The organism is Salipiger sp. PrR002 (assembly GCF_010500775.1).
Classification (GTDB): Bacteria; Pseudomonadota; Alphaproteobacteria; order Rhodobacterales; family Rhodobacteraceae; genus Salipiger.
In genome coordinates, this window is record NZ_JAAGOU010000005.1 from 96,868 (window position 1) to 123,579 (window position 26,712).

Here is a 26,712-nt window from a genome sequence, read left to right on the forward strand (position 1 = left end):
CGGCCTTTCATTGTTCTCAAAATACGCCGGGGGTGAGCCCGGCACGGGCGAGGGGGCAGCGCCCCCTCTATCACCGTTCAGCGCGTGCCAGCCTGCATCAGCCCCTGCGCCTTCAGCTCCGCATGCGCCTCGTCCAGCGCCTTCCATGCGCGCGAGATCAGCACATCGATCTCTTCTTTCGAGATCACCAGCGGCGGCGAGATGATCATCCGGTCGCCCACATGGCGCATCACCAGATTGTTGGCGAAGCAACGCTCGCGGGTGATGTAACCGGCGGTGCCGGCCTCGGCGGCGAAGGGCGCGCGAGCGGCCTTGTCCGGGGTCAGCGCGATCGAGCCCATCATGCCGGCGATCTTCGCCTCGCCGACCAACGGGTGCTCGGTCAGGCTCTCGAACTTCGCCTTGAGATAGGGGCCGGTGACGTCGCGCACCTGCTCGACGATCTTTTCCTCTTCGAGAATGCGCAGGTTCTCCAGCGCCACGGCGCTGGCCACCGGGTGGCCGGAGTAGGTGTAGCCGTGGTTGAACTCGGTCTTGGCGATGACGCTGGCCACCTCGTCCGACAGGATCGAGCCGCCGATCGGCTGGTAGCCCGACGACAGGCCCTTGGCGATGGTCATGATGTCGGGCTCGATGCCCATGGTCTGCGAGCCGAACCAGTTGCCGGTGCGCCCAAAGCCGCAGATCACCTCGTCGGCGATCAGCAGGATGCCGTATTTCTTCACGATGCGGGTGATTTCCGGCCAGTAGGTCTCGGGCGGGATGATTACGCCGCCAGCGCCCTGAATCGGCTCGGCGATGAAAGCGGCGACGCGGTGCGGGCCGATCTCTTCGATCTTCGCTTCCAGCTGGCGGGCGCGTTCGAGGCCGAACTCCTCGGGGGTCATGTCGCCGCCCTCGGCCCACCAGTTGGGCTGGTCGATATGCTCGATGCCGGGGATCGGCAGACCGCCCTGCATGTGCATGCCCTTCATGCCGCCGAGCGAGCCCGAGCCCACCGACGAGCCGTGATAGGCGTTCCAGCGCGAGATGATCACGTCGCGCTCGGGCTGGCCCTTTTCGGCCCAGTAGGTGCGCACGAGGCGCAGGTTGGTGTCATTGGCCTCCGAGCCCGAGGAGGCATAGAACACGGTGTTCAGATCGCCCGGTGCCAGCTCGGCGATCTTTGCCGAAAGCTGGATGACCGGCACGTGGGTCGTCATGAAGAAGGTGTTGTAATACGGCAGTTCTTCCATCTGGCGCGCGGCTACGGCGGCCAGTTCCTTGCGGCCATAGCCGGCGTTGACGCACCACAGACCGGCCATGCCGTCGAGGATGCGCTCGCCTTCGCTGTCGGTCAGCCAGCAGCCCTCGGCGCGGGTGATCACCCGCGCGCCCTTCCGGGCGAGGTCGGAGCCGGTGGTGAACGGGTGCATATGGTGCGCCGCGTCCAGAGCCTGCAGCTCTTCGGTGGGCGTGTTGACGTTGATCAGGGCCATGGGGAAAGACCTCTCTGCGCTGTACGGAAAGTTGCCGCCCATAATATGATCAAATTATTCGGCGTCAATCGAATCAGGACAGTCCTTCGCGGATCTGTGTCATGCCCTGCACCACGTCGCCTTCCATTGCGGCAGCTGCGGCCTCGGCATCGCGGTTTTCCAGCGCGTCCAGCAGGTCTTTGTGAAGGTCTGGAAGATTGCGCGTGCCGAACATGCCGCAGACCACACGCAGCGACGGGCCAAAGCGCAGCCACAGCCCCTCGACCATCTCGGTAAGGATCGGTGCCTCGGCCAGCGCATTCATCTCGGCATGGAAGCGGTGATTCTCTTCGAGGTAGCCGCGCACGTCGCCGCGGGCGATGGCCAGATCGAGCCGCGCGTCGGTCCCGCGCAGGCCCTCGATCGCCTCTGGGGTGCAGCGCGCGGCGGCACGCCTTGCAAGTTGGGGCTCCAGCGCGACGCGGGCGATAAGCAGCTGTTCCACGGCGGCCGCGTCGAGCACCGGCACAACGATGCGGCGATTGCCCTGAAAGGCCAGCGCGCCAGCGGCGGTCATGCGACGCAGGGCCTCGCGCACCGGGGTCATCCCGGCGCCCAGCCGGTCCACCAGTCCTTGGATCGTCACCGCCTGACCGGGCGCCAGTTCGCCAAAGAGAATCATCTCGCGCAGCTGCCGGTAGACCAGTTCATGTGCCGGCGGTCCGGCGCCCTCTGCCCTCACATTCATCACGTGCCCCTCATTTGATCATTTCCGCAGCGACGCCATCTTGCACGGTTAATCCGCCCATGAAAACATTCCAGCAGTTGCCAAGTGAGGCAACGTTTGATCAAATTCGGGAGATGGGGCGGAAAAGACCCCAAATCCAACGGGAGCGAATTATGAAGACATCTCTGCTGAGTTTCACTGCGGGTCTCGCGCTGGCTGCTGCCGCGGCCCATGCCGAAGAAGTCCGCGTCTACAACTGGTCCGACTACATCGACGAATCGCTGCTCGAGAAATTCGAGGAAGAGACCGGGATCGACCTGATCTACGACGTCTTCGACAGCAACGAAGTGCTGGAGACCAAGATGCTCGCCGGCGGCTCAGGCTATGACGTGGTGGTGCCGACCGGCACTTTCCTGCAACGTCAGATCGCGGCAGGCGCGTTCCAAGCGCTCGACAAGTCGAAGCTGCCGAACATCGACAACATGTGGGATGTGATCTCGGAGCGCACCGCGAAATACGACCCCGGCAACGAATACGCCATCAACTACATGTGGGGCACCACCGGCATTGGCGTGAACGTGCCCAAGGTGAAGGAAATCCTCGGCGAGGACGCCCCGATCGACAGCTGGGACCTCGTGTTCAAGCCCGAGAACATGGAAAAGCTAGCGGAATGCGGCGTCTACTTCCTCGACGCGCCGTCCGAAATGATCCCGGCTGCGCTGCAGTACATCGGCGAGGATCCGGACAGCCACGATCCCGACGTGATCGCCAAGGCCGAAGACGTCTACATGCCGATCCGTCCCTACATCAGCAAGTTCCACTCCTCCGAGTACATCAACGCGCTGGCCAATGGCGACATCTGCGTGGCCGTGGGTTGGTCGGGTGACGTGCTGCAGGCGCGTGACCGCGCCGCCGAGGCCGAAAACGGCGTCGAAGTGGCCTATAACGCGCCCAAGGAAGGCGCGCAGATGTGGTTCGACGAGATGGCCATTCCGGTCGATGCGCCGAACCCCGACGCGGCGCATGTCTTCCTGAACTTCATCATGGACCCCGAGAACATGGCGGCGGCGTCAAACTACGTCTACTACGCCAACGGCAACAAGGCTTCGCAGGAGTTTCTGGCCGAGGACGTGATCGGCGATCCGGCGATCTACCCCTCGGAAGAGGCGCTTGAGAACCTGTTCACCACCACGCCCTACGAGCCCAAGGTGCAGCGCGTCGTGACCCGCCTCTGGACCAAGATCAAGTCGGGCTCCTGAGCCTGAACCGACCGGCCCGTCCCCTTTCGGGGGCGGGCCATTATTCATGACAGGACCCTCCCGCATGGCGCAGACCGCATTCGCTCCCTGGACCGACCCGGAGCAGAAGCCGATCATCGAGTTTCGCAATGTCACCAAAAGCTTCGGCGACTTCACCGCGATCCATGATCTGTCTCTGAACATCTACGAGCGCGAGTTCTTCGCGCTGCTGGGGCCCTCGGGCTGCGGCAAGACCACGATGATGCGGATGCTGGCGGGCTTCGAGACCGCGACCTCGGGGCATATCTTCCTGTCGGGCAAAGACATCGGGCATGTGCCGCCGAACCAGCGCCCGGTGAACATGATGTTCCAGAGCTACGCGCTGTTCCCGCATCTGTCGATCTGGGACAATATCGCCTTTGGCCTCAAACGCGAAAGCAAGGACAAGGCGTTCATCGGCGATCGCGTCGAAGAGATGCTGCGGCTGACCCGGCTGACCAAATTCGCCCGCCGCAAACCCCATCAGATTTCCGGCGGCCAGCGCCAGCGCGTTGCCCTTGCCCGCTCGCTCGCCAAGGCCCCCAAGCTGCTGTTGCTCGACGAGCCGCTCGGCGCGCTCGACCGTAAGCTGCGCGAGCAGACCCAGTTCGAGCTTATGGACATTCAGGAAAAGACCGGCACCACCTTCGTCATCGTCACCCACGATCAGGAAGAGGCGATGACCGTCGCTTCGCGCATCGCGGTGATGGATGAGGGCAATCTGGTGCAGGTCGCCACCCCCGCGCAGATCTACGAGGCGCCGAACTCGGTCTATGTGGCCGACTTCATCGGCGACGTGAACATCATCGAAGGCCGCGCCACCCAGCCCGGTGCCAAGACCGGCATCGCATGGGCCGAGGGCCAGCCGCCGATCCTCGCCACACCCACCAAAAGCCTGCAGGCCGGGCAAAGCGTGCATTTCGCCATCCGCCCCGAGAAGGTCACCATCGACGTCGAAAAGCCCGACCGTCCGAACACCTTCCGCGGCAAGGTGATCGACATCGCCTATCTCGGCAATATCTCGACCTACCACGTCGAGCTTGCCGGCGGTCAGATGATCAAGGCGCAGATGGTCAATGCGCGCCGCCTCGCCAACCGCCCGATCACTTGGGAAGACGAGGTCTGGATCGGCTTCACCGACACCGCCGGTGTCGTGCTCGAGGAGTAAGCCATGCGCCGCTTCGCCCTCATCGCGATCCCCTATCTGTGGCTTCTGGCGCTGTTTCTGGTGCCCTTCATCATCGTCCTGAAGATCTCGCTCTCGGACATCGCGCTGGCCCGGCCGCCCTATATGCCGCAGCTCGATCTTGGCGCGGGCTGGGAGGGGGTGAAAGCCTTCTTCTCCGAGCTCGATTTCGAGAACTTCGTCTTCCTGACCACCGATGACCTCTACTGGAAGGCCTATCTGTCGTCGCTGAAGATCGCCGGGGTTTCGACCCTGCTCACGCTCTGCGTCGGCTACCCCGTGGCCTACGCCATGGCGCGCGCGCCCGAGGAATGGCGCCCGACGCTGCTGATGCTGGTGATCCTGCCGTTCTGGACGTCCTTCCTGATCCGCGTCTACTCGTGGATGGGGATCCTCTCGAACGAAGGGGTGCTCAATCAGCTGCTGATGTGGCTCGGCGTCATCGACGCGCCGCTGCAGATCATGAACACCACCACCGCGGTCTACATCGGCGTGGTCTATACCTATCTGCCGTTCATGATCCTGCCGATCTACTCGGCGCTGGAAAAGCTCGACGGCGCGCTGCTCGAGGCCGCCGAAGACCTCGGCTGCTCGCGGCTCGAAGCGTTCTGGCTGGTCACTTGGCCGCTCTCGCGCAACGGCATCATCGCGGGCTGCTTCCTCGTCTTCATCCCCACCATCGGCGAGTTCGTCATCCCCTCGCTGCTCGGCGGGTCCGATACGCTGATGATCGGCAAGGTGCTGTGGGAAGAGTTCTTCTCCAACCGCGACTGGCCCGTCGCCTCGGCGGTGGCCGTGGTGCTGCTGCTGATCCTGATCATCCCCATCGTGCTCTTCCAGCGCAACGAGCAGAAGCAGCGGGAGGCCGAAGGATGAGCGCCGCCCCCTTCTTCTCTTTCCAAATACGCACCGGCACCGCCGCCGGCCACAAAGCCGGAGGCCGGGCATGAGACGCTTCAGCTGGTTCAACACGGTCTCGCTGACGCTGGGCTTCGCCTTCCTCTATCTGCCGATGGTGCTGCTGGTCTTCTACAGCTTCAACGAAAGCCGTCTGGTCACCGTCTGGGCGGGCTTCTCGACCAAATGGTACGGCGAGCTTTTCCGCGATCAGGCCTTCCTCGATGCCGCATGGGTGACGGTGAAAGTGGCGGTCTTCTCGTCGACCCTCGCCACCATCCTCGGCACCATGGCGGCCTATGTGCTGGTGCGCGCCGGGCGCTTCCATGGCCGGACCCTCTTCTCGGGGATGATCTACGCGCCGCTGGTGATGCCCGAGGTGATCACCGGCCTGTCGCTGCTGCTGCTGTTCATCGGCATCAACCTCGACCGCGGCGTGTTCACCATCGTGCTGGCGCATACGACCTTTTCCATGTGCTACGTCTCGGTGGTGGTCTCCTCGCGGCTCACCACCTTCGACCGCTCGTTGGAAGAGGCGGCGCTGGATCTGGGCTGCTCGCCGTTTGAGGCGTTCCGGCTGGTCACCCTGCCGATCATCGCGCCTGCGGTGATCTCGGGCTGGTTGCTGGCCTTCACCCTCTCGCTCGACGATCTGGTGATCGCCAGCTTCACCACCGGCCCCTCGGCCACGACGCTGCCGATCAAGATCTTCTCGGCGGTGCGTCTTGGCGTCAGCCCGCAGATCAACGCGCTGTCGACGCTGATGATCGGGATCGTCACCTTGGGGGTGATCACCGCGTCGATCATGTCAAAGCGCGCGGCTGTGGCGCAGCGGCGCGACGAGCAGGCGGCGATCCGGGCAGACTGAGGAAGACCCATGAAACGCATCTACGAAGCTGCGGCCTATGGGCCGCAGGGCGCCTGTTTTTGGGCGGACACCGTGCAAGGCGTCGATGCCGGGGCATGGGTTCCGCTCGCCGCGCCGCGCCATGTGGACGTGGCGGTGATCGGCGGCGGCTTCACCGGGCTAGCGGCGGCGCTGCATCTGGCGCAGGACGGCGTGGATGTCGCGGTGCTGGAGGCGGGCCACCCGGGCTATGGCGCGTCGGGGCGCAATGGCGGCTTCTGCTGCCTCGGCGGGGCCAAGGCGCCGCACGGCCTGCTGCGCAAACGATATGGCGAGGACGGGCTGAAAGAGTGGTGCCGCACCGAAAAGGCGGCCATTGACACCGCCGCCGGGCTGATCGCCGAGCATGACATCGACGCCGACACGCATTCCCAAGGCGAGACGCTGCTGGCGCATACGCCGCGCGCCTTTGCCGCGCTGAAGGCCGAGGCCGAGACGCTGCCGCGGCTTTACGGCGTTGAGGGGCGGCTGATCCCACAGGACGCGCTCGCAGGCGAGGGGCTTGCCGGGCCTTTCCATGGTGCGCTCGAAGTGCCGCTGGGTTTCGCGCTCAACCCGCGCAAGTATCACGCCGGACTTGGCCACGCCGCCAGTGCGGCGGGGGCGGCTTTGCATGACGACACGCCGGTCACCGCCTTACGGCAGGAGGGTGGGCGCTGGCATCTCACCACGCCGCAGGCGGTGCTGACCGCGAGCCGTGTGATCCTCGCCACCAATGGCTATTCCTCCGAGGATGTGCCGGATTGGCTGCGCGGGCGCTATCTGCCGGTGCAATCCAGCGTCATCGTCACCGAGCCGCTCAGCGAGATGCAGCGCGCGGCCGCCGGCTGGACCTCGCGCCAGATGGCCTATGACACGCGCCAGCTGCTGCATTACTTCCGCCTGATGCCCGACAACCGCTTCCTTTTCGGGATGCGCGGCGGGCTGACCGCGACGGACCGCGCACAACGCGCCATCAGCAATAAGATCCGCCGCGAATTCATCGAGATGTTCCCGGCGTGGAGCGGTGCCGAGATCACCCATGAATGGGCCGGGCTGGTGTGCCTGATGGCCAATCTCACGCCCTATGTCGGGCCGGTGCCGGAACTGCCGGGGCTGTATGCCGGGCTTGGCTTTCACGGTAACGGCGTGGCCATGGGCACGCATGCGGGGGTGCTGCTGGCCGATCTGGTGCAGGGCAAAGCGCCGCGCGGCAGCTATCCCGCAGCGTTGCAGAGCCGCCCCAAGCGTTTCCCGCTGGGCGGCCTGCGCCGGGCGCTGCTGGCGCCAGCCTATATGGGCGCGTCGCTCTTCGATCTCTGACACCGGCCTGCGAGACAGGCCATCGCAAACGCGAAAAGGGCGTGCCAGTGGCGCGCCTTTTTTGTTTCCCGTGAATCGTTGCGCGCTCTGCGCCGCGATCCGGCAACAAAAAACCCGGGCGCGAACGCCCGGGCCAGTAGGTCAAAAGCTGAAAGGAAGGAGAAAATCAGCCCTTGGAGAATTCGGGGTAGGCTTCCATCCCGAGCTCGGCCATGTCGAGACCGTTGATCTCGTCTTCTTCCGAGACGCGGATGCCGAAGATCATCTTGAGGATGAACCACAGGACCAGCGAGACCACGAAGGTGAAGACGCCGACCACGACGATGCCGTAGATCTGGGTGCCGAAGGATGCGTCACCGTTGGTGAAGGCAACCGCGATGGTGCCCCAGATGCCGCAGACAAGGTGCACCGGGATGGCGCCGACCACGTCGTCGATCTTCAGCTTGTCGAGGAACGGCACAGCGAAGACCACGAGGATGCCGCCGATCATGCCGATGATGGTTGCCGAACCCAGCGTCGGGGTGAGGGGCTCTGCGGTGATCGACACGAGGCCGGCCAGCGCGCCGTTCAGCACCATGGTGAGGTCGGGCTTCTTGTAGAGAAGCTGGGTGACGATCATCGCTGCGACCGAACCGCCGGCTGCTGCCGCGTTGGTGTTGGCGAAGATGCGCGAGACGTCAGCCACGTCGCCCACGGTGCCCATTGCCAGCTGCGAGCCGCCGTTGAAGCCGAACCAGCCGAGCCACAGGATGAACGTGCCGAGGGTTGCGAGCGCCAGGTTGGAGCCCGGGAACGGGGTCACGCGGCCATCTTTGTATTTACCGATACGCGGGCCAAGAACGATGGCACCAGCCAGAGCAGCCCAGCCACCGCAGGAGTGCACGACGGTCGAACCAGCGAAGTCGAGGAAGCCAGCGGCGTCGAGGAAACCACCGCCCCACTTCCAGGAAGCCTGCAGCGGGTAGATGATCGAGGTCAGGATGACGGTGAAGATCAGGAACGGCCACAGCTTGATACGCTCGGCCAGTGCGCCCGAAACGATCGAGGCGGTGGCGGCGCAGAACATCAGCTGGAAGAAGAAGTCCGAACCGGTGGAGGCATAGCCGTAATCGTCAGCCGCGTCGGCGGTCACGCCAACGGCTTCAAGAACGCCCGGGCCCCAGACGCCCGACAGCACGCCTTCGACCGACCAGGTGCCGAGCGGGTACATCAGGTTGTAGCCGATCAGGTAGTAGAAGATCGAAGCGAGCGAGAAGAGGGTGACGTTCTTCATCAGCTGCATGGTGACGTTCTTGGAGCGCACCAGGCCGGCTTCGAGCATGGCAAAGCCCGCGGCCATGAAGAACACCAGGAAGCCGCCCACGAGGAACAGCAGCGAGTTGAAGATGAACACCGAGTCGGTCGAGGCGTTGACCCCGGCCACAGGACCTTCGTCCTGAGCAAGGCCCAGGCTCGGCAGCGCGATCAGCGCGGCGACCGGAGCGAGCGTCTTGAGAAGTTTCATGTCTTGTTTGTCCCTATCTATCGTTCCGCGATCGGCTCAGAGAGCGTCCGCGTTGGTCTCGCCGGTCCGCACGCGCACGGCTTGCTGAACGTCGAGCACGAAAATCTTGCCGTCACCGATCTTGCCGGTCTGGGCGGTGCTGGTGATCGTTTCGACAACCTGGTCGGCCATGGAGCCGGCAACCACGATCTCGAGTTTGATCTTCGGAACGAAGTTCACCGCATATTCAGCGCCGCGATAGATTTCGGTATGACCGGACTGCGAGCCGAAGCCTTTGATTTCCGTGACCATCATGCCGCGCACGCCGATGGCGGTGAGCGCCTCGCGCACCTCCTCGAGCTTGAACGGCTTGATCGTTGCAATGATCAGTTTCACCTTGGTCCCTTTCGGTTCTTGCGGAATGTCGGGACACTCCGCCTCTCCTCGTTTGTGCATGGGCAGAAAGCCGCTGCCCGCCCGCCATTGGAAGGGAAAGCCCCTTGCAATGGGTCGGACGTGCTCCCAAGGAGATCACAAAATGGGCAAAAGATCTGCATTTGATTAAAAAATGGCCCGTTTAAAAAGACAAATATGTGACCGTTTCCCGGTCAACATCGGGCTGCAAACCCGTTATCCTCCGCCAAAACAAACGACAGGCCGGGCAAAGCGAAATGAGTGATTCAGGGCGTGGCAAGGGCCGCTTGGTGGCCGACCGCCGCTATCCCAGGGCAAGCCAGAAATCCACGACAAAGCCGCAGGGCCGCAAGGTCTCTGGTGGCGGTGCAGGCGGTGGCGGCCCGTCCGGGCCCCGTAAAACCGCGCGCAAGCCCGCCCGCAAACCGGCGAAGAAGAGGAATTTTCTGGTGGCTTTCGTGCTTGGCACCTTCTCGTGGATCCTGCGCATCTTCTGGCGCATCACCTGGCGCGTGACGGCTGTCGTCGCGCTGATGCTGGCGCTTGGGGTGGGCTTTTTCTACACCAAACTGCCGCCGGTGACCGATCTGCTGGACGGGCGCGCGCGCGGCTCTGTGACGCTGATCGACCGCAATGGCGCGATCTTTGCATGGCGCGGCGATCAGTTCGGCGGCGCGGTGACGGCAAGCAGCGTCTCCAAGCACCTCAAGAACGCGGTGATCGCGACCGAGGACAAACGCTTCTACCACCATTTCGGCGTCTCGCCGCGCGGCGTCGCCAGCGCCATCCGCATCAACCTTGCCGAGGGGCGCGGGCCGCTGTCGGGCCACGGCGGCTCGACCATCACGCAGCAGACCGCGAAACTGCTCTGTATTGGTGTGGAGTACGACTCCGAGGTCTGGAAGACCGAGGCGGATTATGTGGCCGACTGCCGCGAGTCCTCGCTGCTGCGCAAGGGTAAGGAAGCGCTCTACGCCATGGCGATGGAGCTGAAGTACACCAAGGACGAGATCCTCTCGATCTACCTCAACCGCGCCTATATGGGCGGCGGCGCCTATGGGGCCGAGGCCGCCGCAGAGCGCTACTTCGGCAAGAACGCCGCCACGCTGAACCCGCAGGAATCGGCGATGCTGGCGGGTCTGCTGACCGCGCCCTCCTCGCTGGCGCCGACCAACGACCTCGAGCGTTCGCAGGCGCGCGCGGCCACCGTACTGCGGCTGATGGAAGATCAGGGCTATCTCTCCGATGCGGAGGAAAAAGCGGCGCAGGCCAGCCCCGCGACCCTGTCCGAAGAGGCGCAGCGCAAGACCGGTGGCTATTTTGCCGATTGGGTGATGTCGACCGGCCCCGAGTATTTCACCCGCGACACGATGGAAGACGTGGTGATCCGCACCACGCTTGATCCCAAGCTGCAGCAGGCCGCCGAAGACGCGATGAACTCGGTCTACGAGAGCAAGGTCAAGGAAGGCTCGAAGGCGCAGGCGGCGATTGTGGTCATGTCCTCGGACGGTGCGGTGCGGGCCATGGTCGGCGGGCGCAAGACCGGCGTGTCGGGCGTGTTCAACCGCGCCACGCAGGCCAAGCGGCAGACCGGCTCGGCCTTCAAGCCCTTCGTCTACGCCACCGCGCTGGAACTGGGCTATTCGCCTTATGACACGGTGGTCGACGAGCCCTTCTGCATGAATGTGCCGGGCTCGGGGCAATGGTGTCCGCAGAACTACTCGAAGACCTATAAGGGCAGCGTCACGCTGACGACCGCTCTGGCGCATTCGCTGAACATCCCGGCGGTGAAGATCTCCGAGGCAGTGGGCCGCGATCTGGTGCATAAGGTGGCCTCGGATTTCGGCATCAAATCCGAACTGAACGACGGCCCGGCGATGGCGCTCGGCACCTCCGAGGCCTCGCTGCTCGAAATGTCCGGGGCCTATGCGGGCATTCTGAACGGTGGCTCGGCGGTGACGCCCTACGGGCTCGTCGACCTGCGCCTGAAGGGCGAGGATGAGGTGCTGATGGGCACCGGCGGCGGTATCCGCGAGCGGGTGATCCAGCCCGAGGCGGCGGGCCAACTGGTGTGGATGATGGAGCATGTGGTCTCCGAAGGCACCGGTCGGCGGGCACAGCTGCCCGACCGCGAGGTTGCGGGCAAGACCGGCACCTCCAACGATGCCCGCGACGCGTGGTTCATCGGTTTTACCTCCGACTATGTGGTCGGCGTGTGGATGGGCAATGACGACAACTCGCCGCTGACCGGCGTCACCGGCGGCGGCCTGCCGGCGGAGATCTGGAGAGAGACAATGTTGCGGGTCACCGACGGCACCGAGGCCAAACCGCTTCCGGCCATTGCGCCCGCCGCACCGGAACCGGCGCAGCCGCAGGTGCAGCAGCGCCAGCCCGAGCGCCAGCGCCGCGACAACATCATCCAGCAGGTGATCCGCGATCTTCTGGGGGGCGGCTGAACCCGTCACGGGCGGCAACTTCCTTCGAAGGAAGTTGCAAAAGCCTTCGAAGGCTTTTGGCGCGGGCTTGACCTGAGCGCCCGGCGCGGACATGAGAGGCGAAATCCCGCAAAAGGAGCCGCCCTCATGTCCGCAGCCGTGTCCGATGACCGCCTGATCGTCGCCCTCGACGTGCCCAATGCCCTCGAGGGCTTGAAAATCGCCGAAGAGATCGGCGATGCCGTTTCCTTCTACAAGATCGGCCTCGGGATGCTCACCGGCGGCGGTCTGGCGCTGGCCAATGAGCTCAAGCAGGAGCACGGCAAGCGCATCTTCCTCGACATGAAGTTCTTCGACATCGGCCAGACGGTGGAGAACGCGGTGCGCGGCATCGCGCAGTTCGACCTCGACTTCCTGACGGTTCACGGCGATCCGCATGTGGTCCGCGCGGCCAAGGAAGGCGCGGCGGGCTCGAACCTGAAGATCCTCGCGGTGACCATCCTGACTTCGCTGGATCGCGCCGATCTGGATGACGGGCTGATGCAGAAGGGCAATGTGGCCGATCTGGTGGTGGAACGTGCCGCTCGGGCCTTCGAGGCCGGAGCCGACGGCATCATCGCCTCGCCCATGGAAGCCGCCCGCATCCGCGCGCTGCCCGAGGCCGAGGGCCGCCTTATCGTCACCCCTGGCGTGCGCCCCGTAGGCGCCGCAGACGACGATCAGAAGCGCATCGCCACGCCCGCCAGCGCCATGGCTGCCGGGGTTGACCACATCGTGGTGGGCCGCCCGGTCTGGCGCGCGCCCTCGCCGCGCGATGCCGCGCTGGCGATCAACGCCGAACTGGCATCGCCGCAGGCGCAGCGCCCGAACAAAGCCTGAAAGGCTTGATCTGCGGCGCGCGCGGGGCTAGGCAGTCTGCATGACACGTCCGATGCCCCTTGCGAACCTTTGGTGGCCCGCCTGACATAGGCGGCCGGACATCTCATGTTTTTCAAACAGGCCGCCGCATCGGGCGGCCTTTTTGATGTAACACACCCCATCAAGACACCCATGCGGCGACCTCCTGTTCCACACGGAGACCCACATGGACCAGACCACACTGACCCGCCCCGAGACGGAAACGCCCGCCAAGGCAAAACCCGTCATCCTCACCGGGGACCGCACCACCGGCCCGCTGCATATCGGGCATTATGCTGGCTCGCTGAAGAACCGGCTGGCGCTGCAGGACAGCCACCGGCAGTTCCTGCTGCTGGCCGACACGCAGGCGCTAACCGACAATGCCCATGATATCGGCAAGGTGCGGCGCAACGTGTTGGAGGTGGCCTGCGACTACCTTGCGGTGGGCATCGACCCGGCCAAGACCACGATCTGCCTGCAGTCCCATCTGCCCGCGCTGGCCGAGCTGTCGATGCTCTATCTCAACTTCGTCACCGTCGCCCGGCTGGAGCGCAACCCGACGATCAAGGACGAGATCCGCGCCCGCGGCTTCGGGCGCGACATCCCGGCAGGTTTCCTGTGCTATCCCGCCGCGCAGGCCGCCGACATCACCGCCTTCAAGGCCACCGTCGTGCCGGTGGGCGAGGATCAGGCACCGCTGATCGAACAGTGCAACGAGGTGGTGCGGCGGGTGAACGGCGCGGCGGGCCGCATGGTGCTGCCCGAAGCGCAGGCGCTGATCCCCGAGGCCGGGCGGCTTCCGGGCATCGACGGGCGCGCCAAGATGAGCAAATCGGGCGGCAATGCGATCCCGCTCTCGGCCTCGGAGGATGAGATCAGCCGCGCGGTGCGCGCGATGTTCACCGACCCCGATCACCTGCGCGTCGAAGATCCGGGCCGGGTCGAGGGCAATGTGGTGTTCACCTATCTCGACGCCTTCGACCAGGAGAAGGACGAGATCGCCGCGCTCAAGGAGCATTACAGGCGCGGCGGGCTTGGGGATGCGGTGCTGAAACGGCGGCTCGAGGACATTCTGCAGGCGCTGCTTGCACCGATCCGCGCGCGGCGCACCGAGGCGGCCTCGGACCCGGCAGAGGTGTATCGGATCATCGCCGAGGGCACCCAGACCGCCCGCGAGGTCACCGAGGCGACCAAGCGCGAGGTGATGGATGCGCTGGGGCTGTTCCGGTTGTGACAGAGGCCTGTGCCGAAAGGGGGAGCGCCGCGGCGCTCTCCCTCAGTCCTCGTTGATGTCGCGCGTCCAGATTTTCGTCTGGCCCTTGCGCACGCCCATGAAGCGGCGCAGCAGCGCCCATGCGATCAGCGCGACAACGGCGCAGATCAGCAGCAGCATCGGCCAGCCGGTGGTGAGGCCGAGCAGCTGCAAAACGCCAACCACCGCCGCGCCGATGGCGAAGCCGAGGAACACATAGGCCGGGCTCACCACCTCGAGCACCAGCAGCACCACCGCCGCCGCCATCCAGACCCACCACAGCTGGATCATGGTTTGCGCCCGGTGAGCAGGGTGAAGGCGTCGGCGAAAGCGTCGAGCGCATTGGAGGGCAGCACGATGGTCTGTTTGCCGTCGCCCTGTCCAAGCGCCACCAGCGCCTCGACCTGTTTGAGCGCCACCTGATATTGCGCCGCCTCGAGGCCGTTCTGGGCAATCGCCTCGGCCACCACCTGCGTCGCATAGGCCTCGGCATCGGCAGAGATACGGCGGGCCTTGGCGGTCTGCTCGGCGGCATAGAGGTCGGCGTCGGCGGCCAGTTCGACCGCGCGCTTGCGGCCCTCGGCCTCGGTGACCTGCGCGCGGCGGGCGCGCTCGGCGTTGAGCTGCTGCAGCATGGCGTCGCGGGTCTGCTGGTCGAGGTTCACGTCGAGGATCTCGGCGCGGGTGACCTCGATGCCCCAGTCGTCCACCGCGTCCTCGACGTTGCCCTTGATGGTGGAAATCAGCGCGGCCCGGTTGGACTGCACCTCATCAAGCTCCATCTTGCCGATCTCGGCGCGAACGATGCCCGCGACCGTCGTGGCAATGGCGGCATCCACGTCGCGGATGCGGTAGACGGTCTTTTCCGGCTCGAGGATGCGGTAGAACACCGAGGTTTCCACCTCGACCAGCACGTTGTCGGCGGTGATCGCATCCTGATTGGCGTTGGGCAGTTGCCGCTCGAGGATCGAGACCTTATGGGCGATGCGATCCAGAAACGGCACGATGAAGTTGATCCCCGGCCCGAGCACCGCGCGCAGCCGCCCGAAGCGTTCGACCACATGTTTCTCGGACTGCGGCACGATCCGCACGCCCAGCACGATGCACAGGATCACGAAGCCCGCGAGCAGCAGGATCACGAGGTTGCCCCCGAGCAGGTCGAGTATCACATCTTCCGCGGTCATCGTCTTTTCCCCATCGTGTCTTTTCCCATCCCCTAGAAGCGCGCTGGCGCTTGGTCCCATCCCATGGCAGGGGGCGCTGCCCCCTCGGCGCATGCGCGCCTCACCCCCGGCGTATTTTTAAAGAGAAGAAGGGGCTTGGAGAAATTATGCCCGCAGCTTGACGCGGCGGGAAGCGATTTTGGGCGAAGCATTTCGAGGTGTCGCGTTCGCGCCTCACGCGGCTGTGTAAAGCGCAAAATCGGCGGAATGGAACTGTCTGGCGAATTGTGACGTTTTACCCACAATCAGGAGACAAGCCATGACCGAGATGACCACGCAGATCGGCGAAATGCGCTACAACGCCGCCGAAGGACAGTTCGAAGCCCTCGTGACCTTTCATACCGACGCGGGTCGGCTGCGCGTTGCCAGCAGTTTTGCCGCCCCGGTGACCACCCAGCCCGATGCCGCCGAGCGCGTGCTGATCTCGCGCGCGCTTGCGTCGCTCGACCAAGAGGGCACGCTGCAGGCGCGCACCATGCCGCTGCCGTCGGAGCGCGTGCGGCGCACCCGTGCCGCTGTTGCCGAACGCCGGGGCCTCGGCTGGCTGTCGCTGTTCCGCGCGGCCTGAATGCCTTGCGCCGCGCTGGCGCGGCCTCAGCCCGCCGCGCTTTGCAGGATTGACAGATAGTCGCGCAGCACCGTGCGGAAATGCGGGATCGCATCCTCGCGGGCAGCGAATTCTTCGGCCGCCATCATTTCCCAGCCCTCGCCCTCGCCGCCCCAGACGACATTGTCGATCCGTTCGGCGGGCAGATGGGCGGCGTAATACCACAGCCCGTCGCGGAAATGCTCCCATGTGAGCGAGTCTGGCGTCAGCGTCAGGCCGACCTCTTCGGTGGTCTCGCGCAGGGCGCATTCGGCGGGAGACTCTCCGGGCTCGCGCGCGCCGCCGGGGAAATCGAGATAGCCGGGCCAAGGGATGCCCTCGGTGTGGTCGCGGCGCAGGATCAGCAGGTCGTCGCCCAGAAACAGGATCAGCTTGGCGCCCCTGAAGTCGTCTCTGCTGGGGTCTTTCTCCGGTTCGGTGCTCATCAAAAAATCGCCTTTCGCAAATCCTGTACTGGTGACTGTGGCAGCCGCCCGGGAAGCTATTCTATAGTTCCCCCGTAGCAGCTTCAGCCCGAAAGATCCCCCCATGCCCGCGCTCTGCCGCGATTGCCTCACCGAGTTTGACCACGGATCGCGCTGCCCGTCCTGCGGGCGCCCGCGGATCGTGCGGCATGAGGAGCTATGGGACCTCTCCATCGCCCATATGGATTGCGATGCCTTCTATGCAACCGTGGAAAAACGCGAAAATCCCGAGCTTGCCGACAAGCCGGTGATCGTCGGCGGCGGCAAGCGCGGGGTGGTCTCGACCGCCTGTTACGTGGCGCGCATTCGCGGGGTGCGCTCTGCCATGCCGATGTTTCAGGCGCTGAAGCTCTGCCCCGACGCGGTGGTGGTGAAACCGCGCATGGAGCTTTACGTCGAGGTCTCGCGGCAGATCCGCGCGCTGATGGAAGAGCTGACCCCGGCGATCGAGCCGCTGTCTCTGGATGAGGCGTTTCTCGACCTCACCGGCACGGCGCGGCTGCATGGCCATCCGCCCGCGGTGATGATGGCGCGGCTGGTCAAGCGCATGCGCGAGGAGCTGGGGGTCACCGGCTCGGTCGGCCTGTCGCACAATAAATTCCTCGCCAAGATTGCCTCGGATCTCGACAAGCCGCATGGGTTTTCGGTGATCGGCAAGGCCGAGACCGCCGAGTTCCTGCGGCCCAAATCGGTGCGGATGATCTGGGGCGTCGGCATGGCCTCGCAGGAGGCGCTGGAGCGCGCCGGGATCCGCACCTTCGAGGATTTGCTGCGCTGGGAGCAGCGCGATCTGATCCAGCGCTTCGGCTCGATGGGGCAACGCCTGTGGCATCTGGCGCGCGGCGAGGATAGCCGCCGGGTGACGCGCAACGCGCCGGTCAAAAGCATCTCTAACGAGACCACGTTTTCCGAAGACACCGGCGATCCCGATCTGCTCGATGGGCACCTTTGGCGCATGTGCGAGAAGGTCGCGGACCGCGCCAAAGCCAAGGGGCTGGCGGGGCGGGTGGTGACGCTGAAGGTCAAACGCGCCGATTTCAAGCTGATCACCCGGCGCCAGTCGCTGGCTGATGGCGATGCCACGCAAATGGCCGACCGTATCTACCGCACGGCGCGCGCCATGCTCGACACGCTGGAGCGGCAGGGGCCGTGGCGGCTTTTGGGGGCGGGGATTTCCGAACTGGTGGACGCCGAACAGGCCGATCGCGGCGGCGATTTGCTGGACCCGGACGCGGGCAGGCGCGCGGCGGCGGAACGGGCGACGGATGCGATCCGCGCGCGGTTCGGCGACAGTGCCATCGTCAAGGGCCGCGCGCTGCGTTGAAACAGCTCAGCGACCGCGGTTCAGCAACTCGTCCTCCTCGTCCTCGGGATCAAAGCCGAGGGCTTCGAGCCCGGCTTCGAGATGGTCGGCAAGATGCGGCGTGCCGATCAGATAGTCGGCGGTGGGCGTAGAGGCTTCGGTGAGCGCGGTGCGATAGGCCTCGGCCCATTCGTCGGCGTCGAAGGCATCTCTGCCGATCCACATCACCGCGACCAGCGCGGCCTGCTCCTCTTCGCTCATGCGGTCGATGAAGCCGCGCAGCTCGCCCTCGGCACGCTCGATCTCGCGGGCCATCAGGATCACGGCGGCAATTGTGCGGACGCTGATTTCTTCCATGGCGCGTCTCCTTTCTTCGCGCACACCATGGAGAAAAGCCTACACCCCCACCTTGATCTGCGACAAGCGACGGATGGAGATCAGCGGCGTGTCAGCCGGTCAGTGTCAGCCGGTCAGGCCAAGCGCGCGGTGCAGGAAGTGCAGCGCGTCGGAGGCCACCGCTTCATGAACCGCCGCGCGGTCCTCGGCGGTGCTGCCGCAGAGCGCGGGATCGCCGCCTTCTTCTTCCAGCAGCTTGGCGCCATCGGGCGTGCAGCGGGCAAAGAGGTCGTAGAGCCGGGCATCCTCCAGCGGGCGCACCTCGATTCCGGCTTGCACCGCGAGGCGCGTCTCTCCGGCGGCAGGCTCGGCAAGGCCATAGACCTTCGTCGCCGCGCGGCGCGGGGCCAGCGTGTCGGGGCGGAACTCGGCCAGATACTCGGGCGCCAAGGCGAGCACCGCGCGGACCCGAGGGTCGCGCCGCTCGAGCGAGAGGGCCTGCACATCGACACTGGCCGGATCGACGCCGCCTTTGGCAAACCAGTCGCAATCGGGCGCGGGATGCGAGGAGTCGCAGTTGCGGGCATAGGCCGCGGCATCAATCTGTCCGCCGCCCAGCATCAGCGCCGCCGTGCCGCCAAGCGCGACACCGGCCACCGCCACGCGGGTCTCGTCGATGCGCATCTGCCAGTCGGGATCGCTCAGCAGCAGATCAAGCGCCTGACCGAGTTCCGCCGGACGCCGCCAGATCTCGCCCACCGCGCTGGCCTGATCGCGCGGGCGCTGGCCGCTGACCTCGGCGACGATGAACCCGCCTGCTGCCAGTCGCGCCGCGAGCCACGCGCCGCTCTGCTCGGCAGAGCGCAGCCCGCCGTGCGACAGCAGAACCAGCGGCAGCTTGCCGGGCTGCGGCGAGGCTTCGCGCTGCGCGGGGGTGCCCTCGAACACGGCGTTGCGGCCAACCAGTTCCGAGGCACCCGCATCGCTTTGTGCGGGGTACCAGATGGTCATCGAAATGCCGCGGTCGAAGTTCGCCTCGGGCCGGACCATGGTACTGACACCGACGGCGGTCTCGCCCTCTTCGGCAAAGCCGGGAACGGCGAGCAGGGCCGCAAGGGCAAGGCCGGTCAGGCGGGCAATCATGTCATGTCCTTGGCGAGTCGAACGGAAAGTCAGGTCTGCCGTGGCAATGGCACGATCTGACCCTCGGGCGCCAGATCTTCGAAATCAAAATTGTCCAGTTTTTGAGCACGCCGCCCGGCTTTCTCGGCGCTGGTGCGAATTTCCGAGAGATCCCGCGCGGCCATGCCGAAGTGCCGGTCGAGGTTCTCGACGCGCGCGCCGAGCCGGTCCATGTCCTGCGCAAGCAGCGCCAGCTCGCGGCGGATGGCGCCCGCCTGCTCGCGCATCCGCGCGTCTTTCAGCACCGCGCGCAGCGTGTTGAGCGTGGCCATGCAGGTGGTCGGCGACACGATCCAGACCTTCATGCCGAAGCCCTCGCGCACCATCTCGGGAAAGTTGCCGTGCAACTCGGCATAGACCGCTTCGGAGGGCAGGAACATCAGCGCGCTTTCGGCGGTCTCACCGTCGAGGATATAGCGGTCCGAGATGTCGCGGATGTGCTTGCGCACCGACATGCGGAACGCCTGAGACGCGCGCTGCTTGGCCTCGGGCGTCTCGGCGCGGCGCAGCATCTCATAGGCTTCGAGCGGGAATTTCGCGTCGATGACGATATGGCCCGGCGGCTCTGGCAGCTTGATCAGGCAATCGGCGCGGCGGCCGTTCGGCAGGGTGGCCTGCAGCCGGTAGCTGTCGGCGGGCAGGGCTTGGGTGACGATGTCGCGCAGCTGGATCTCGCCAAAGGCACCGCGGGTCTGCTTGTTCGACAGGATGTCCTGCAGCGACAGCACGTCGCCCGAGAGCCGGGTGATGTTCTCCTGCGCCTGATCGATGGTCTTCAGCCGCTCTTGCAACTGGCCCAGCGAATGCGCGGTGCGGCGGGCATTGCCGTGCAGGTTCTCGGCCATGCTCTGCTGCACCTGCGCCAGCCGCTTTTCCATCAACTGCAGCATGGCGTTCTGGCTCTTGACCTGCGCCTCGGACACATGGTGCAGCCCGCCCGACAGCCGTTCCTGACCTTCGGACAGCGCCTGCACCCGCTGCGACAGCTGGCTGAGCGGGTAGCCAAGGCGGGCGGCGCGGTTCGAGGCGCGGATCGCCATGATCATCAGGACCGCCAGCAGCGCTGCCCCGGCAACGGCCCAGAGGCGCGGGTCACTCGCGGCGATGCTCTGCCCGGCGATTTCGATCATGTGCGGCCGAACAGCCTCTCGATATCGGAGAGCCGCAGTTCGACATAGGTGGGGCGCCCGTGGTTGCACTGGCCGGAATGGGGCGTCGCCTCCATCTCGCGCAGCAGGGCGTTCATTTCTTCGGCGCGCATCCGGCGGCCCGAACGGATCGAGCCGTGGCAAGCGACGCGGCTGAGGATCGCCTCGAGCTTTTCCTGCACCAGTTGCGAGCTGCCGTAGTCCGAAAGCTCGTCGAGGATGTCCTTGATCAGCGCCTCGGCATTGACCTCGCCAAGGATCGCCGGGGTTTCGCGCACCGCCAGCGCCGAGCCGCCGAAGGGCTCGACCGACAGACCCATGCGCGCCAGATCCTCGGCGATGTCGAGGATGCGCGAAAGATCGTCCTGCGACAGCTCGACGATCTCGGGGATCAGCAGCGCCTGCGCCGCGACGCCGCGTTCGGCCATCTGGCGCTTGAGCTTTTCATAGACCAGCCGTTCATGCGCCGCGTGCTGGTCGACGATTACGATGCCGCTTTCGGTCTGGGCGATGATGTAATTCTCGTGCACCTGACCGCGCGCCGCGCCAAGCGGCAGATGCGCGGCCTCGGGCTCGGCCGGAGCGTCTTCGACCACGCGGCCCGACCAGCTGCCCTGCATCTCGGCAAAGCCCTGCGACTGCGGCACGCGCGGCGGGGCCGGGACGAAGTTGGGATCGGGGGCCTGCGCGGCATAGGCGGCGCTGCGCGCGCCTGCCGAGGGGCGGTCCATCTGGTAGACGCGCGGGCTGCTCATGGCTTGCTGCGGCGCACCCAGCGGCGCGCCGCCGCCATAGGCACCGAAACTGTCGGTCTGCGAGGGCTGCTGGTGCAGCGGCATCTGCTGGCCGTCCGGCAGCGGCGCGCGCATCTCGGGACGCAGCGCCGCTAGCGTGTCGGCAGCGACGGTGCTTGAGGCGCGGTGCCCTGCCTCGGCCAGCGCATGGCGCAGCGCCGAGACGATCAGCCCGCGCACGATGCCCGGCTCGCGAAAGCGCACCTCGGATTTCGCCGGGTGCACGTTCACGTCCACCTTATGCGGATCGCAGTCGACAAACAGCGCCACCGCCGGGTGCCGCTCGCGGCTGAGGTAGTCGGCATAGGCGCCGCGCAGCGCGCCATGCAGCAGCTTGTCCTGCACCGGGCGGCCGTTGACGAAAAGATGCTGCGCCACCGACGAGCCGCGCGAATAGGTCGGCAGGGCGGCGTAGCCGGTCAGCCGGAAGCCCTCGCGCTCGGCGTCGATGGCCAGCGCGTTCTCGGTGAACTCGGCGCCCAGCACCTGCGAGAGCCGCCCGCGCAGCGCGTCGAAAAGATCGCCCGAGACCGCGTCGGCGCGGAAGGTCACCCGGTCCTTGCCCTGCGACACGTCGCGCAGGGTGAAGGCGACCGAGGGCTCGGCCATGGCGATGCGCTTCATCACGTCCGAGATGCCCATCATCTCGGCGCGGTCGGTGCGCAGGAACTTCAGCCGGGCCGGGGTGGCGAAGAAGAGATCGCGCAGCGTGACCACCGTGCCGCGGTTCAGGGCCGCCGGTTTCACCGCGCCCATCTGCCCGCCCGAAACGCTGATCTCGGCACCTTCCTCACCCGGAATGCGGCTCTGGATGGTCAGCCGCCCCACCGCGCCCAGCGAAGGCAGCGCCTCGCCGCGGAAGCCGAAGCTGTGGATGTTCAGCAGGTCCGAGCCGTCGATCTTCGAGGTGGCGTGGCGCGATAGTGCCAGCGGAAGCTCATCGGCGCCCATGCCGCAGCCATCGTCGGTCACCCGGATCAGCGTCTTGCCGCCATCGGCGATCTCGACCGTGACGCGGGTGGCCCCGGCGTCGACGGCATTCTCCACCAGTTCCTTCACCGCCGACGCAGGCCGTTCCACCACCTCGCCAGCGGCGATGCGGTTGATGGCGGCGTCGTCGAGCTGACGAATGACGGGACGCATATTGGGGGTGTGGGTGTTCATGCCACCATACCTAGCAGGGTTCGCGCGATTCTGGAACGGGGCGCAGGGCGCTCAATCCGCCGCCAGAGGCGCGGCTTTTCCGCCCGAGACGGCCAGCGCATCACCCAGAGCGACCACCACCATCAGCCCGCGCTTGCCGCCGTTGAGCACGATCCGCTCGGCCCCCATCGCAGCGGCCTCGAAGGCCACGGGGGCGCGCTTCTTTTGCCCGAAGGGGCTGATCCCGCCGGTGTGCATCCCCGTCAGCCGCTCGGCCTTGGCGGGGTCCATCATCTGCGCCGACTTGCCGCCAAAGGCGCTGGCCACCCGCTTCATCGACAGCGAGGCGCCCGAGGGGATGACCGCGCAGCAGGGTTTGCCGTCAACTTCAACCATCAACGTCTTCAGCACCTTGTCGGGGTCCCAGCCGATCGCCTCGGCGGCATGCAGCCCGATCTGCGCCTGCCCGGAGACATAGTCGTACTCCAGCAACTCGAACGCCACCTTGGCGCGGGTCAGAGCCTGCGTGGCCGGTGTGCCCTTGCTCATGTCAGACCTCTCATGCCCGATAGCCCATCTGCCGGTCGATCCACATGAGGACCACCGCAACAACCTGCGCCTGCTCCGCGTCGCTCAACACGCGCCCCGCCGGCATCCCGTGCCATGTCGCCAGACATCCCCGGCAGCAGGTCGCCGTGGCGTGCTGGGCGATGAACACCGGATGGCCGCGCATGGGCGTCTGCTTGCCGTCGTTGCGCGGCTCGGCCGGGGCCAGCCGGTCCGCGATGAAATCGCGCGCATGCGAGAGGATCGTATCGCGCCCTTTGGCGTCGGCATAGGCCCGTTCCTTGGGGCCAAGGCGAAAGCGGCTGCGGAACTTCGACCGGGCCAGCCGTTCGAACAGCTGATCCGGGGCGCTCATTCCATGCTCTCGATATAGGTGCGCACCGCATCCTGCACGTGGCGGAACCGATCGCCGCCCAGATGCTTGCCGCCGTACCAGCGTGTCACCACGATGATGTGGCCCTTCAGCCCCTCACGCTCGAGCATGCGCAGGATCACCATGCCCGCGCCGCTCTCGCCATCATCGTTCTTGATCGGCGCGTCCTCGGTCAGCAGACCCCATGTGTTATGCGTGGCCTTGGCGAACTTCTTGTTGCGTTTCAGCTCTTTGAGGAAGGCCTTGGCCTCCTCCTCCGAGGCGCAGGGCCCGCCCGAGACGGCATATTTGGAGCCGCGGTCGCTGATGATGTTCTCGAGAATGCGCATGGCGAAGAGGTATTGCGCGCCGCGGCAGGGCGCAAGACCTCAGCCGCCGAGGTAGCCGCGCTCGATCTCCAGCAGCCGTTGCTTGCGCCAAAGCCCGCCGCCATAGCCGGTGAGCGAGCCGTCGGCCCCGATCACCCGGTGGCAGGGGATCACCAGCGCGATCTGGTTGGCACCATTGGCCTGCGCCACCGCCCGCGTGGCCGTGGGGCGCCCCAGCGCCTGCGCCAGCGCGCCATAGCTGCGGGTCTCGCCCGCCGGGATCTCGCGCAGGGCGCGCCAGACCGATTTGGTGAACTCCGAGCCATGCAGCGCCAGCGGTGTGTCGAACTGCGCGCTCTCCCCGGCGAAGAACCGCGCCAGCTCGTCGCGGATCTGCTCCGATGGCGCGAACTGCCCCACGCCGATCTCGCCGCCCGCGCCCTTGCGCAGCTTTTCCAACTCGCGCGGCAGCGCCTTGCGGTCCATGAATTCGAGCAGGTGCAGATGGCTCTTGGAGCAGACCGAGACCATGTCGCCCAGCGGTGTCTCGATCCAATCGGCGCGCAGCATGGCATCCGGCCTCAAGGCGCCCGGCGCCACCCCAAGCGCCTTGGCAAAGCCCGCGCGGAAGGCCGAGGCGCTTTCGAACCCGGCATCCAGCTGCGCCTCGATCACCGGCGCGCCCGAGGCCAGCGCGGTGAACCCCTCGCGCAGCCGCCGCTGCCGGGCCATTTCGAGGAAGGTCATGCCGAACTGCCGCTTGAAGGCGCGGCGCACGGTCGAGGGATCAAGCCCCATGGCCACCAGATCCGGCTCGGACCAGCGGAAGGCGGGGCGCGCGTCCAGCGCCTGCAGCAGCTTGGCAATCACCGGATCGCCCTTGGCCATGGGCGCCAGCGGGTGGCAGCGCTTGCAGGGCCGAAAGCCCGCGGTGATGCAGTCGCCCACGGTCTCGAAAAAGCTGCAGTTCTCGCGCAGCGGTTTTCGGGCCGGGCAGGTCAGGCGGCAGAAGATGCCGGTCGAAGCGACGCCGACATAGGCCCGCCCGTCAAACGACGGGTCCCGGTCGAGCAGCGCCTGATAGAGCGTGTCGGGATCTGGAAGAGCAAACAGCATGGGGCGACTCTACCTTATCCCTGCGCGGCGCGCCGCCGGAAATCGGGCGTCTATTACTGCGCTCGCGCCGCCCCCCTTGTCATCGGCTCAGGCAGGCCCAATTGTCAGGACAGGTTCAGAAATCGCGATATGAAAGGAGTCCCGTCATGAAGACCGAAGAAGTGGGCAGCGCCCTGCTCGAGACATGGTCGGTGGACGAGGTGGCCGAGGCCTTCGACAAGGGCGAGATCGTGCTGATCGACGTGCGCACGCCGCAGGAATATATGTTCGAGCACATCGAAGGCGCGCTCTTGATGCCCATGGCCTTCTTCCGCGCCGACAAGCTGCCGGGGCAGAGCGACAAGCGCATCGTCTTCCATTGCGGCTCGGGCGTCCGGTCCGAGAAAGTGGCGCGCGCCGCCATCGCCGCAGGCTTCTCGCGCGTGGCGCATATGGAAGGCGGCTTCGGCGGCTGGAAGGGCGCCAAACAGCCCTACATCGGCACCAATATGGCCACCGGCGCGCCGACGCCGATCAGCTGATCTTCTTCTCTTTGAAAATACGCCGGGGGGTGAGCCCGGCACGGGCGAGGGGGGCAGCGCCCCCCTGTGTCCCCACTCAGCTTCGGCTGGTCACCCGGTCGTAGCGCTGCCGCGCCACATCCTCGTCGCGTGTCGCTTTGCGATCGGCGGCCAGCGCCGCTTCCACATACCCCAGATGCGCCTGCACCGCCGCGCGGGCCGCCGTGGCATCGCGCGCCTGCAGCGCCGCGTTGATCGCCCGGTGCTGCTCCAGCAGCGCCTCGCGGGTGGTGCGTTGCTTGAACATGATCGAGCGGTTGTAGAACACGCCTTCGCGCAGCAGCTGATACATCGAGCGCATCATATGCAGCATGATGACATTGTGGCTGGCTTCGATGATCGCGAGATGGAAATCCGCATCGAGCCGCGCTTCTTCGGAGGGGTTGCGCTTCTGATGTGCCGCTTCCATGCGGGTGAAAAGCGCGTCGATCACCTTCAGGTCCGATGGCGTGCCGTGCAGCGCCGCGCGCTCGGCCGCCAGCCCCTCCATGTCGCGCCGGAAGCTGAGGTAATCAAAGACCGCCTCGTCGTGCTTTTCGAAAAGCTGGATCAGCGCGTCCGAGAATGCCGATCCCAGCACCTCGGTGACGAAAATGCCCGCACCGGCGCGCGTCTCCAGCAGGCCGCGGCCCTGCAGGTCGGCCACCGCCTCGCGCAAAGACGGGCGCGACACGCCGAGCCGTTCCGACAGTTCGCGCTCGGCGGGCAGGCGCTCGCCGGGGCGCAGGATGCCGCGCAGGATCAGCTCTTCGATCTGGCGCACCACGGCGCTGGAAAGTTTCTCGGACTGGACGGGGCGAAAGGGCATCGGAAGGGTCCTGAGAGGCGGGAATTGGTCAGATCATATGACCACGCACGCCATCTCTCAAGCGCGACGGAAGGATAGCCTCGCCGCAGCGGGGCGCTTACCAGCGCGAGAGCGCGTCCTCGTCCTCATCCTTGGCGGCGACCCATGAGGTGCCCTCCGCGCCACTTTCCTTCTTCCAGAAGGGCGCGCGGGATTTGAGGTAGTCCATCAGATACTCGGCGGCCTCGAAAGCATGGCCGCGGTGCTTCGAGGCAGTGGCGACCATCATGATGCGCTCGCCCGGACCCATGCGGCCATAGCGGTGTATCACCAGCACCTCGCCAAGATCCCAGCGCGCCTCCGCCTCGGCGGCGATTTTCTCCAGGGCTTTCTGGGTCATGCCCGGATAATGCTCGATCTCCATGGTCTCGAGCGTGCCCGACACGTCGCGCACCACGCCGGTGAAGGTCACCACGGCGCCCATGTCGGTGCGGCCCGCGGCGAAGCCCTCGGCCTCGGCCCCGAAATCAAAGGGCTCTTCCTGCACGGAAACGCGGATCGCCATGG

The 26,712-nt window shown here is 65.9% G+C and carries 28 protein-coding genes; 11 read left to right on the forward strand and 17 right to left on the reverse strand.

Translation table 11 applies throughout. The features are described 5' to 3' along the window. Window positions 1-77 precede the first annotated feature (77 nt). Window positions 78-1,478, reverse strand: coding sequence for an aspartate aminotransferase family protein (locus tag G0A00_RS06970; protein WP_164179979.1), 1,401 nt, complete (start codon window positions 1,476-1,478; stop codon window positions 78-80). Window positions 1,479-1,551: 73 nt separating this feature from the next. Beyond that, a complete protein-coding gene (locus tag G0A00_RS06975; RefSeq protein ID WP_164179981.1) occupies window positions 1,552-2,205 on the reverse strand; it encodes a GntR family transcriptional regulator in 654 nt (217 codons plus the stop codon). Between the two features lie 152 nt (window positions 2,206-2,357). Between G0A00_RS06975 and G0A00_RS06980 the strand changes: the two genes are divergently transcribed. From G0A00_RS06980 to G0A00_RS07000, 5 genes are all read left to right on the forward strand, one after another. Continuing rightward, complete coding sequence (locus G0A00_RS06980) at window positions 2,358-3,443, forward strand: polyamine ABC transporter substrate-binding protein (protein ID WP_164179983.1); 1,086 nt, start codon at window positions 2,358-2,360, stop codon at window positions 3,441-3,443. Between the two features lie 64 nt (window positions 3,444-3,507). Next, window positions 3,508-4,629, forward strand: coding sequence for an ABC transporter ATP-binding protein (locus G0A00_RS06985; RefSeq protein WP_164179985.1), 1,122 nt, complete (start codon window positions 3,508-3,510; stop codon window positions 4,627-4,629). 3 nt (window positions 4,630-4,632) lie between these two features. Then, entirely contained in the window at window positions 4,633-5,523 is an 891-nt protein-coding gene (locus G0A00_RS06990; RefSeq protein ID WP_164179987.1) for an ABC transporter permease subunit, read from the forward strand. Between the two features lie 70 nt (window positions 5,524-5,593). Next, window positions 5,594-6,412 carry an ABC transporter permease gene (locus tag G0A00_RS06995; protein ID WP_066103683.1) on the forward strand — a complete coding sequence of 273 codons (819 nt, stop codon included), beginning with the start codon at window positions 5,594-5,596 and terminating at the stop codon, window positions 6,410-6,412. Between the two features lie 9 nt (window positions 6,413-6,421). Beyond that, a complete protein-coding gene (locus tag G0A00_RS07000) occupies window positions 6,422-7,753 on the forward strand; it encodes an FAD-binding oxidoreductase (RefSeq protein WP_164179989.1) in 1,332 nt (443 codons plus the stop codon). 166 nt (window positions 7,754-7,919) lie between these two features. Here G0A00_RS07000 and G0A00_RS07005 read toward each other — a convergent pair whose 3' ends face one another. Beyond that, window positions 7,920-9,257 (reverse strand): ammonium transporter, encoded by a 1,338-nt coding sequence (locus G0A00_RS07005; RefSeq protein WP_164179991.1) that lies wholly within the window; start codon window positions 9,255-9,257, stop codon window positions 7,920-7,922. 36 nt (window positions 9,258-9,293) lie between these two features. Next, on the reverse strand, window positions 9,294-9,632 hold the full coding sequence (locus tag G0A00_RS07010) for a P-II family nitrogen regulator (RefSeq protein WP_066103691.1): 339 nt from the start codon (window positions 9,630-9,632) through the stop codon (window positions 9,294-9,296). Between the two features lie 275 nt (window positions 9,633-9,907). On the opposite strand from G0A00_RS07010, the gene G0A00_RS07015 reads away from it, so the two are divergent. From G0A00_RS07015 to trpS, 3 genes are all read left to right on the forward strand, one after another. Further along, on the forward strand, window positions 9,908-12,106 hold the full coding sequence (locus G0A00_RS07015; RefSeq protein WP_164179993.1) for a transglycosylase domain-containing protein: 2,199 nt from the start codon (window positions 9,908-9,910) through the stop codon (window positions 12,104-12,106). A 126-nt stretch (window positions 12,107-12,232) separates the two neighbouring features. Beyond that, the gene (pyrF, locus tag G0A00_RS07020; RefSeq protein WP_164179995.1) at window positions 12,233-12,964 is read left to right on the forward strand and encodes an orotidine-5'-phosphate decarboxylase; all 732 of its coding nucleotides are present in this window, start codon (window positions 12,233-12,235) and stop codon (window positions 12,962-12,964) included. A gap of 205 nt (window positions 12,965-13,169) precedes the next feature. Then, on the forward strand, window positions 13,170-14,216 hold the full coding sequence (gene trpS / locus G0A00_RS07025) for a tryptophan--tRNA ligase (RefSeq protein WP_164179997.1): 1,047 nt from the start codon (window positions 13,170-13,172) through the stop codon (window positions 14,214-14,216). Window positions 14,217-14,258: 42 nt separating this feature from the next. Here the strand turns inward: trpS and G0A00_RS07030 are convergent, their stop codons facing one another. Continuing rightward, entirely contained in the window at window positions 14,259-14,525 is a 267-nt protein-coding gene (locus G0A00_RS07030; protein ID WP_164179999.1) for an NfeD family protein, read from the reverse strand. Continuing rightward, window positions 14,522-15,418 (reverse strand): SPFH domain-containing protein, encoded by an 897-nt coding sequence (locus tag G0A00_RS07035; protein ID WP_066103701.1) that lies wholly within the window; start codon window positions 15,416-15,418, stop codon window positions 14,522-14,524. Before G0A00_RS07035 ends, G0A00_RS07030 begins: the two co-directional genes overlap by 4 nt. A gap of 298 nt (window positions 15,419-15,716) precedes the next feature. Here G0A00_RS07035 and G0A00_RS07040 point away from each other — a divergent pair, with 298 nt between their 5' ends. Further along, entirely contained in the window at window positions 15,717-16,025 is a 309-nt protein-coding gene (locus G0A00_RS07040; RefSeq protein WP_164180001.1) for a hypothetical protein, read from the forward strand. A 26-nt stretch (window positions 16,026-16,051) separates the two neighbouring features. On the opposite strand, the gene G0A00_RS07045 is transcribed toward G0A00_RS07040, so the two are convergent. After that, window positions 16,052-16,489, reverse strand: coding sequence for an NUDIX domain-containing protein (locus tag G0A00_RS07045; protein WP_164180003.1), 438 nt, complete (start codon window positions 16,487-16,489; stop codon window positions 16,052-16,054). A 103-nt stretch (window positions 16,490-16,592) separates the two neighbouring features. On the opposite strand from G0A00_RS07045, the gene G0A00_RS07050 reads away from it, so the two are divergent. Beyond that, window positions 16,593-17,852, forward strand: coding sequence for a DNA polymerase IV (locus tag G0A00_RS07050; protein WP_066103707.1), 1,260 nt, complete (start codon window positions 16,593-16,595; stop codon window positions 17,850-17,852). A 6-nt stretch (window positions 17,853-17,858) separates the two neighbouring features. Here the strand turns inward: G0A00_RS07050 and G0A00_RS07055 are convergent, their stop codons facing one another. From G0A00_RS07055 to G0A00_RS07090, 8 genes are all read right to left on the reverse strand, one after another. Next, window positions 17,859-18,188 (reverse strand): DUF3775 domain-containing protein, encoded by a 330-nt coding sequence (locus G0A00_RS07055; RefSeq protein ID WP_066103709.1) that lies wholly within the window; start codon window positions 18,186-18,188, stop codon window positions 17,859-17,861. A 105-nt stretch (window positions 18,189-18,293) separates the two neighbouring features. After that, window positions 18,294-19,310 (reverse strand): hypothetical protein, encoded by a 1,017-nt coding sequence (locus G0A00_RS07060; protein ID WP_164180005.1) that lies wholly within the window; start codon window positions 19,308-19,310, stop codon window positions 18,294-18,296. Window positions 19,311-19,339: 29 nt separating this feature from the next. Continuing rightward, window positions 19,340-20,479: a DNA recombination protein RmuC gene (locus G0A00_RS07065; RefSeq protein WP_164180007.1), complete on the reverse strand. Its 1,140-nt coding sequence runs from the start codon at window positions 20,477-20,479 to the stop codon at window positions 19,340-19,342. Further along, window positions 20,476-22,455, reverse strand: coding sequence for a DNA mismatch repair endonuclease MutL (mutL, locus tag G0A00_RS07070; protein WP_164180009.1), 1,980 nt, complete (start codon window positions 22,453-22,455; stop codon window positions 20,476-20,478). The genes G0A00_RS07065 and mutL overlap by 4 nt, the downstream gene beginning before the upstream one ends. A gap of 51 nt (window positions 22,456-22,506) precedes the next feature. Next, window positions 22,507-22,983: an aminoacyl-tRNA deacylase gene (locus G0A00_RS07075; protein WP_164180011.1), complete on the reverse strand. Its 477-nt coding sequence runs from the start codon at window positions 22,981-22,983 to the stop codon at window positions 22,507-22,509. Window positions 22,984-22,993: 10 nt separating this feature from the next. After that, window positions 22,994-23,356 carry a DUF4186 domain-containing protein gene (locus G0A00_RS07080; protein ID WP_164180013.1) on the reverse strand — a complete coding sequence of 121 codons (363 nt, stop codon included), beginning with the start codon at window positions 23,354-23,356 and terminating at the stop codon, window positions 22,994-22,996. After that, window positions 23,353-23,703 (reverse strand): YigZ family protein, encoded by a 351-nt coding sequence (locus tag G0A00_RS07085; RefSeq protein WP_164180015.1) that lies wholly within the window; start codon window positions 23,701-23,703, stop codon window positions 23,353-23,355. Before G0A00_RS07085 ends, G0A00_RS07080 begins: the two co-directional genes overlap by 4 nt. 39 nt (window positions 23,704-23,742) lie before the next feature. Beyond that, complete coding sequence (locus G0A00_RS07090) at window positions 23,743-24,798, reverse strand: bifunctional transcriptional activator/DNA repair enzyme AdaA (protein WP_164180017.1); 1,056 nt, start codon at window positions 24,796-24,798, stop codon at window positions 23,743-23,745. A 146-nt stretch (window positions 24,799-24,944) separates the two neighbouring features. Here G0A00_RS07090 and G0A00_RS07095 point away from each other — a divergent pair, with 146 nt between their 5' ends. Beyond that, complete coding sequence (locus G0A00_RS07095) at window positions 24,945-25,319, forward strand: rhodanese-like domain-containing protein (RefSeq protein WP_066103724.1); 375 nt, start codon at window positions 24,945-24,947, stop codon at window positions 25,317-25,319. A gap of 76 nt (window positions 25,320-25,395) precedes the next feature. Here G0A00_RS07095 and G0A00_RS07100 read toward each other — a convergent pair whose 3' ends face one another. Both G0A00_RS07100 and G0A00_RS07105 read right to left on the reverse strand, forming a co-directional pair. Then, window positions 25,396-26,166, reverse strand: a complete 771-nt coding sequence (locus tag G0A00_RS07100; RefSeq protein WP_164180019.1) for a FadR/GntR family transcriptional regulator — start codon at window positions 26,164-26,166, stop codon at window positions 25,396-25,398. A gap of 97 nt (window positions 26,167-26,263) precedes the next feature. Further along, window positions 26,264-26,710 carry a molybdenum cofactor biosynthesis protein MoaE gene (locus G0A00_RS07105; protein ID WP_066103728.1) on the reverse strand — a complete coding sequence of 149 codons (447 nt, stop codon included), beginning with the start codon at window positions 26,708-26,710 and terminating at the stop codon, window positions 26,264-26,266. Window positions 26,711-26,712: the final 2 nt, after the last annotated feature.

Bases quoted from the DNA above. Each gene is read 5' to 3' on its own strand.
- G0A00_RS06970 (WP_164179979.1), bottom strand. From the start codon at position 1,478: ATGGCCCTGATCAACGTCAACACGCCCACCGAAGAGCTGCAGGCTCTG.
- G0A00_RS06975 (WP_164179981.1), bottom strand. From the start codon at position 2,205: ATGAATGTGAGGGCAGAGGGCGCCGGACCGCCGGCACATGAACTGGTC.
- G0A00_RS06980 (WP_164179983.1), top strand. From the start codon at position 2,358: ATGAAGACATCTCTGCTGAGTTTCACTGCGGGTCTCGCGCTGGCTGCT.
- G0A00_RS06985 (WP_164179985.1), top strand. From the start codon at position 3,508: ATGGCGCAGACCGCATTCGCTCCCTGGACCGACCCGGAGCAGAAGCCG.
- G0A00_RS06990 (WP_164179987.1), top strand. From the start codon at position 4,633: ATGCGCCGCTTCGCCCTCATCGCGATCCCCTATCTGTGGCTTCTGGCG.
- G0A00_RS06995 (WP_066103683.1), top strand. From the start codon at position 5,594: ATGAGACGCTTCAGCTGGTTCAACACGGTCTCGCTGACGCTGGGCTTC.
- G0A00_RS07000 (WP_164179989.1), top strand. From the start codon at position 6,422: ATGAAACGCATCTACGAAGCTGCGGCCTATGGGCCGCAGGGCGCCTGT.
- G0A00_RS07005 (WP_164179991.1), bottom strand. From the start codon at position 9,257: ATGAAACTTCTCAAGACGCTCGCTCCGGTCGCCGCGCTGATCGCGCTG.
- G0A00_RS07015 (WP_164179993.1), top strand. From the start codon at position 9,908: ATGAGTGATTCAGGGCGTGGCAAGGGCCGCTTGGTGGCCGACCGCCGC.
- pyrF (WP_164179995.1), top strand. From the start codon at position 12,233: ATGTCCGCAGCCGTGTCCGATGACCGCCTGATCGTCGCCCTCGACGTG.
- trpS (WP_164179997.1), top strand. From the start codon at position 13,170: ATGGACCAGACCACACTGACCCGCCCCGAGACGGAAACGCCCGCCAAG.
- G0A00_RS07030 (WP_164179999.1), bottom strand. From the start codon at position 14,525: ATGATCCAGCTGTGGTGGGTCTGGATGGCGGCGGCGGTGGTGCTGCTG.
- G0A00_RS07035 (WP_066103701.1), bottom strand. From the start codon at position 15,418: ATGACCGCGGAAGATGTGATACTCGACCTGCTCGGGGGCAACCTCGTG.
- G0A00_RS07040 (WP_164180001.1), top strand. From the start codon at position 15,717: ATGACCGAGATGACCACGCAGATCGGCGAAATGCGCTACAACGCCGCC.
- G0A00_RS07045 (WP_164180003.1), bottom strand. From the start codon at position 16,489: ATGAGCACCGAACCGGAGAAAGACCCCAGCAGAGACGACTTCAGGGGC.
- G0A00_RS07050 (WP_066103707.1), top strand. From the start codon at position 16,593: ATGCCCGCGCTCTGCCGCGATTGCCTCACCGAGTTTGACCACGGATCG.
- G0A00_RS07055 (WP_066103709.1), bottom strand. From the start codon at position 18,188: ATGGAAGAAATCAGCGTCCGCACAATTGCCGCCGTGATCCTGATGGCC.
- G0A00_RS07060 (WP_164180005.1), bottom strand. From the start codon at position 19,310: ATGATTGCCCGCCTGACCGGCCTTGCCCTTGCGGCCCTGCTCGCCGTT.
- G0A00_RS07065 (WP_164180007.1), bottom strand. From the start codon at position 20,479: ATGATCGAAATCGCCGGGCAGAGCATCGCCGCGAGTGACCCGCGCCTC.
- mutL (WP_164180009.1), bottom strand. From the start codon at position 22,455: ATGAACACCCACACCCCCAATATGCGTCCCGTCATTCGTCAGCTCGAC.
- G0A00_RS07075 (WP_164180011.1), bottom strand. From the start codon at position 22,983: ATGAGCAAGGGCACACCGGCCACGCAGGCTCTGACCCGCGCCAAGGTG.
- G0A00_RS07080 (WP_164180013.1), bottom strand. From the start codon at position 23,356: ATGAGCGCCCCGGATCAGCTGTTCGAACGGCTGGCCCGGTCGAAGTTC.
- G0A00_RS07085 (WP_164180015.1), bottom strand. From the start codon at position 23,703: ATGCGCATTCTCGAGAACATCATCAGCGACCGCGGCTCCAAATATGCC.
- G0A00_RS07090 (WP_164180017.1), bottom strand. From the start codon at position 24,798: ATGCTGTTTGCTCTTCCAGATCCCGACACGCTCTATCAGGCGCTGCTC.
- G0A00_RS07095 (WP_066103724.1), top strand. From the start codon at position 24,945: ATGAAGACCGAAGAAGTGGGCAGCGCCCTGCTCGAGACATGGTCGGTG.
- G0A00_RS07100 (WP_164180019.1), bottom strand. From the start codon at position 26,166: ATGCCCTTTCGCCCCGTCCAGTCCGAGAAACTTTCCAGCGCCGTGGTG.
- G0A00_RS07105 (WP_066103728.1), bottom strand. From the start codon at position 26,710: ATGGCGATCCGCGTTTCCGTGCAGGAAGAGCCCTTTGATTTCGGGGCC.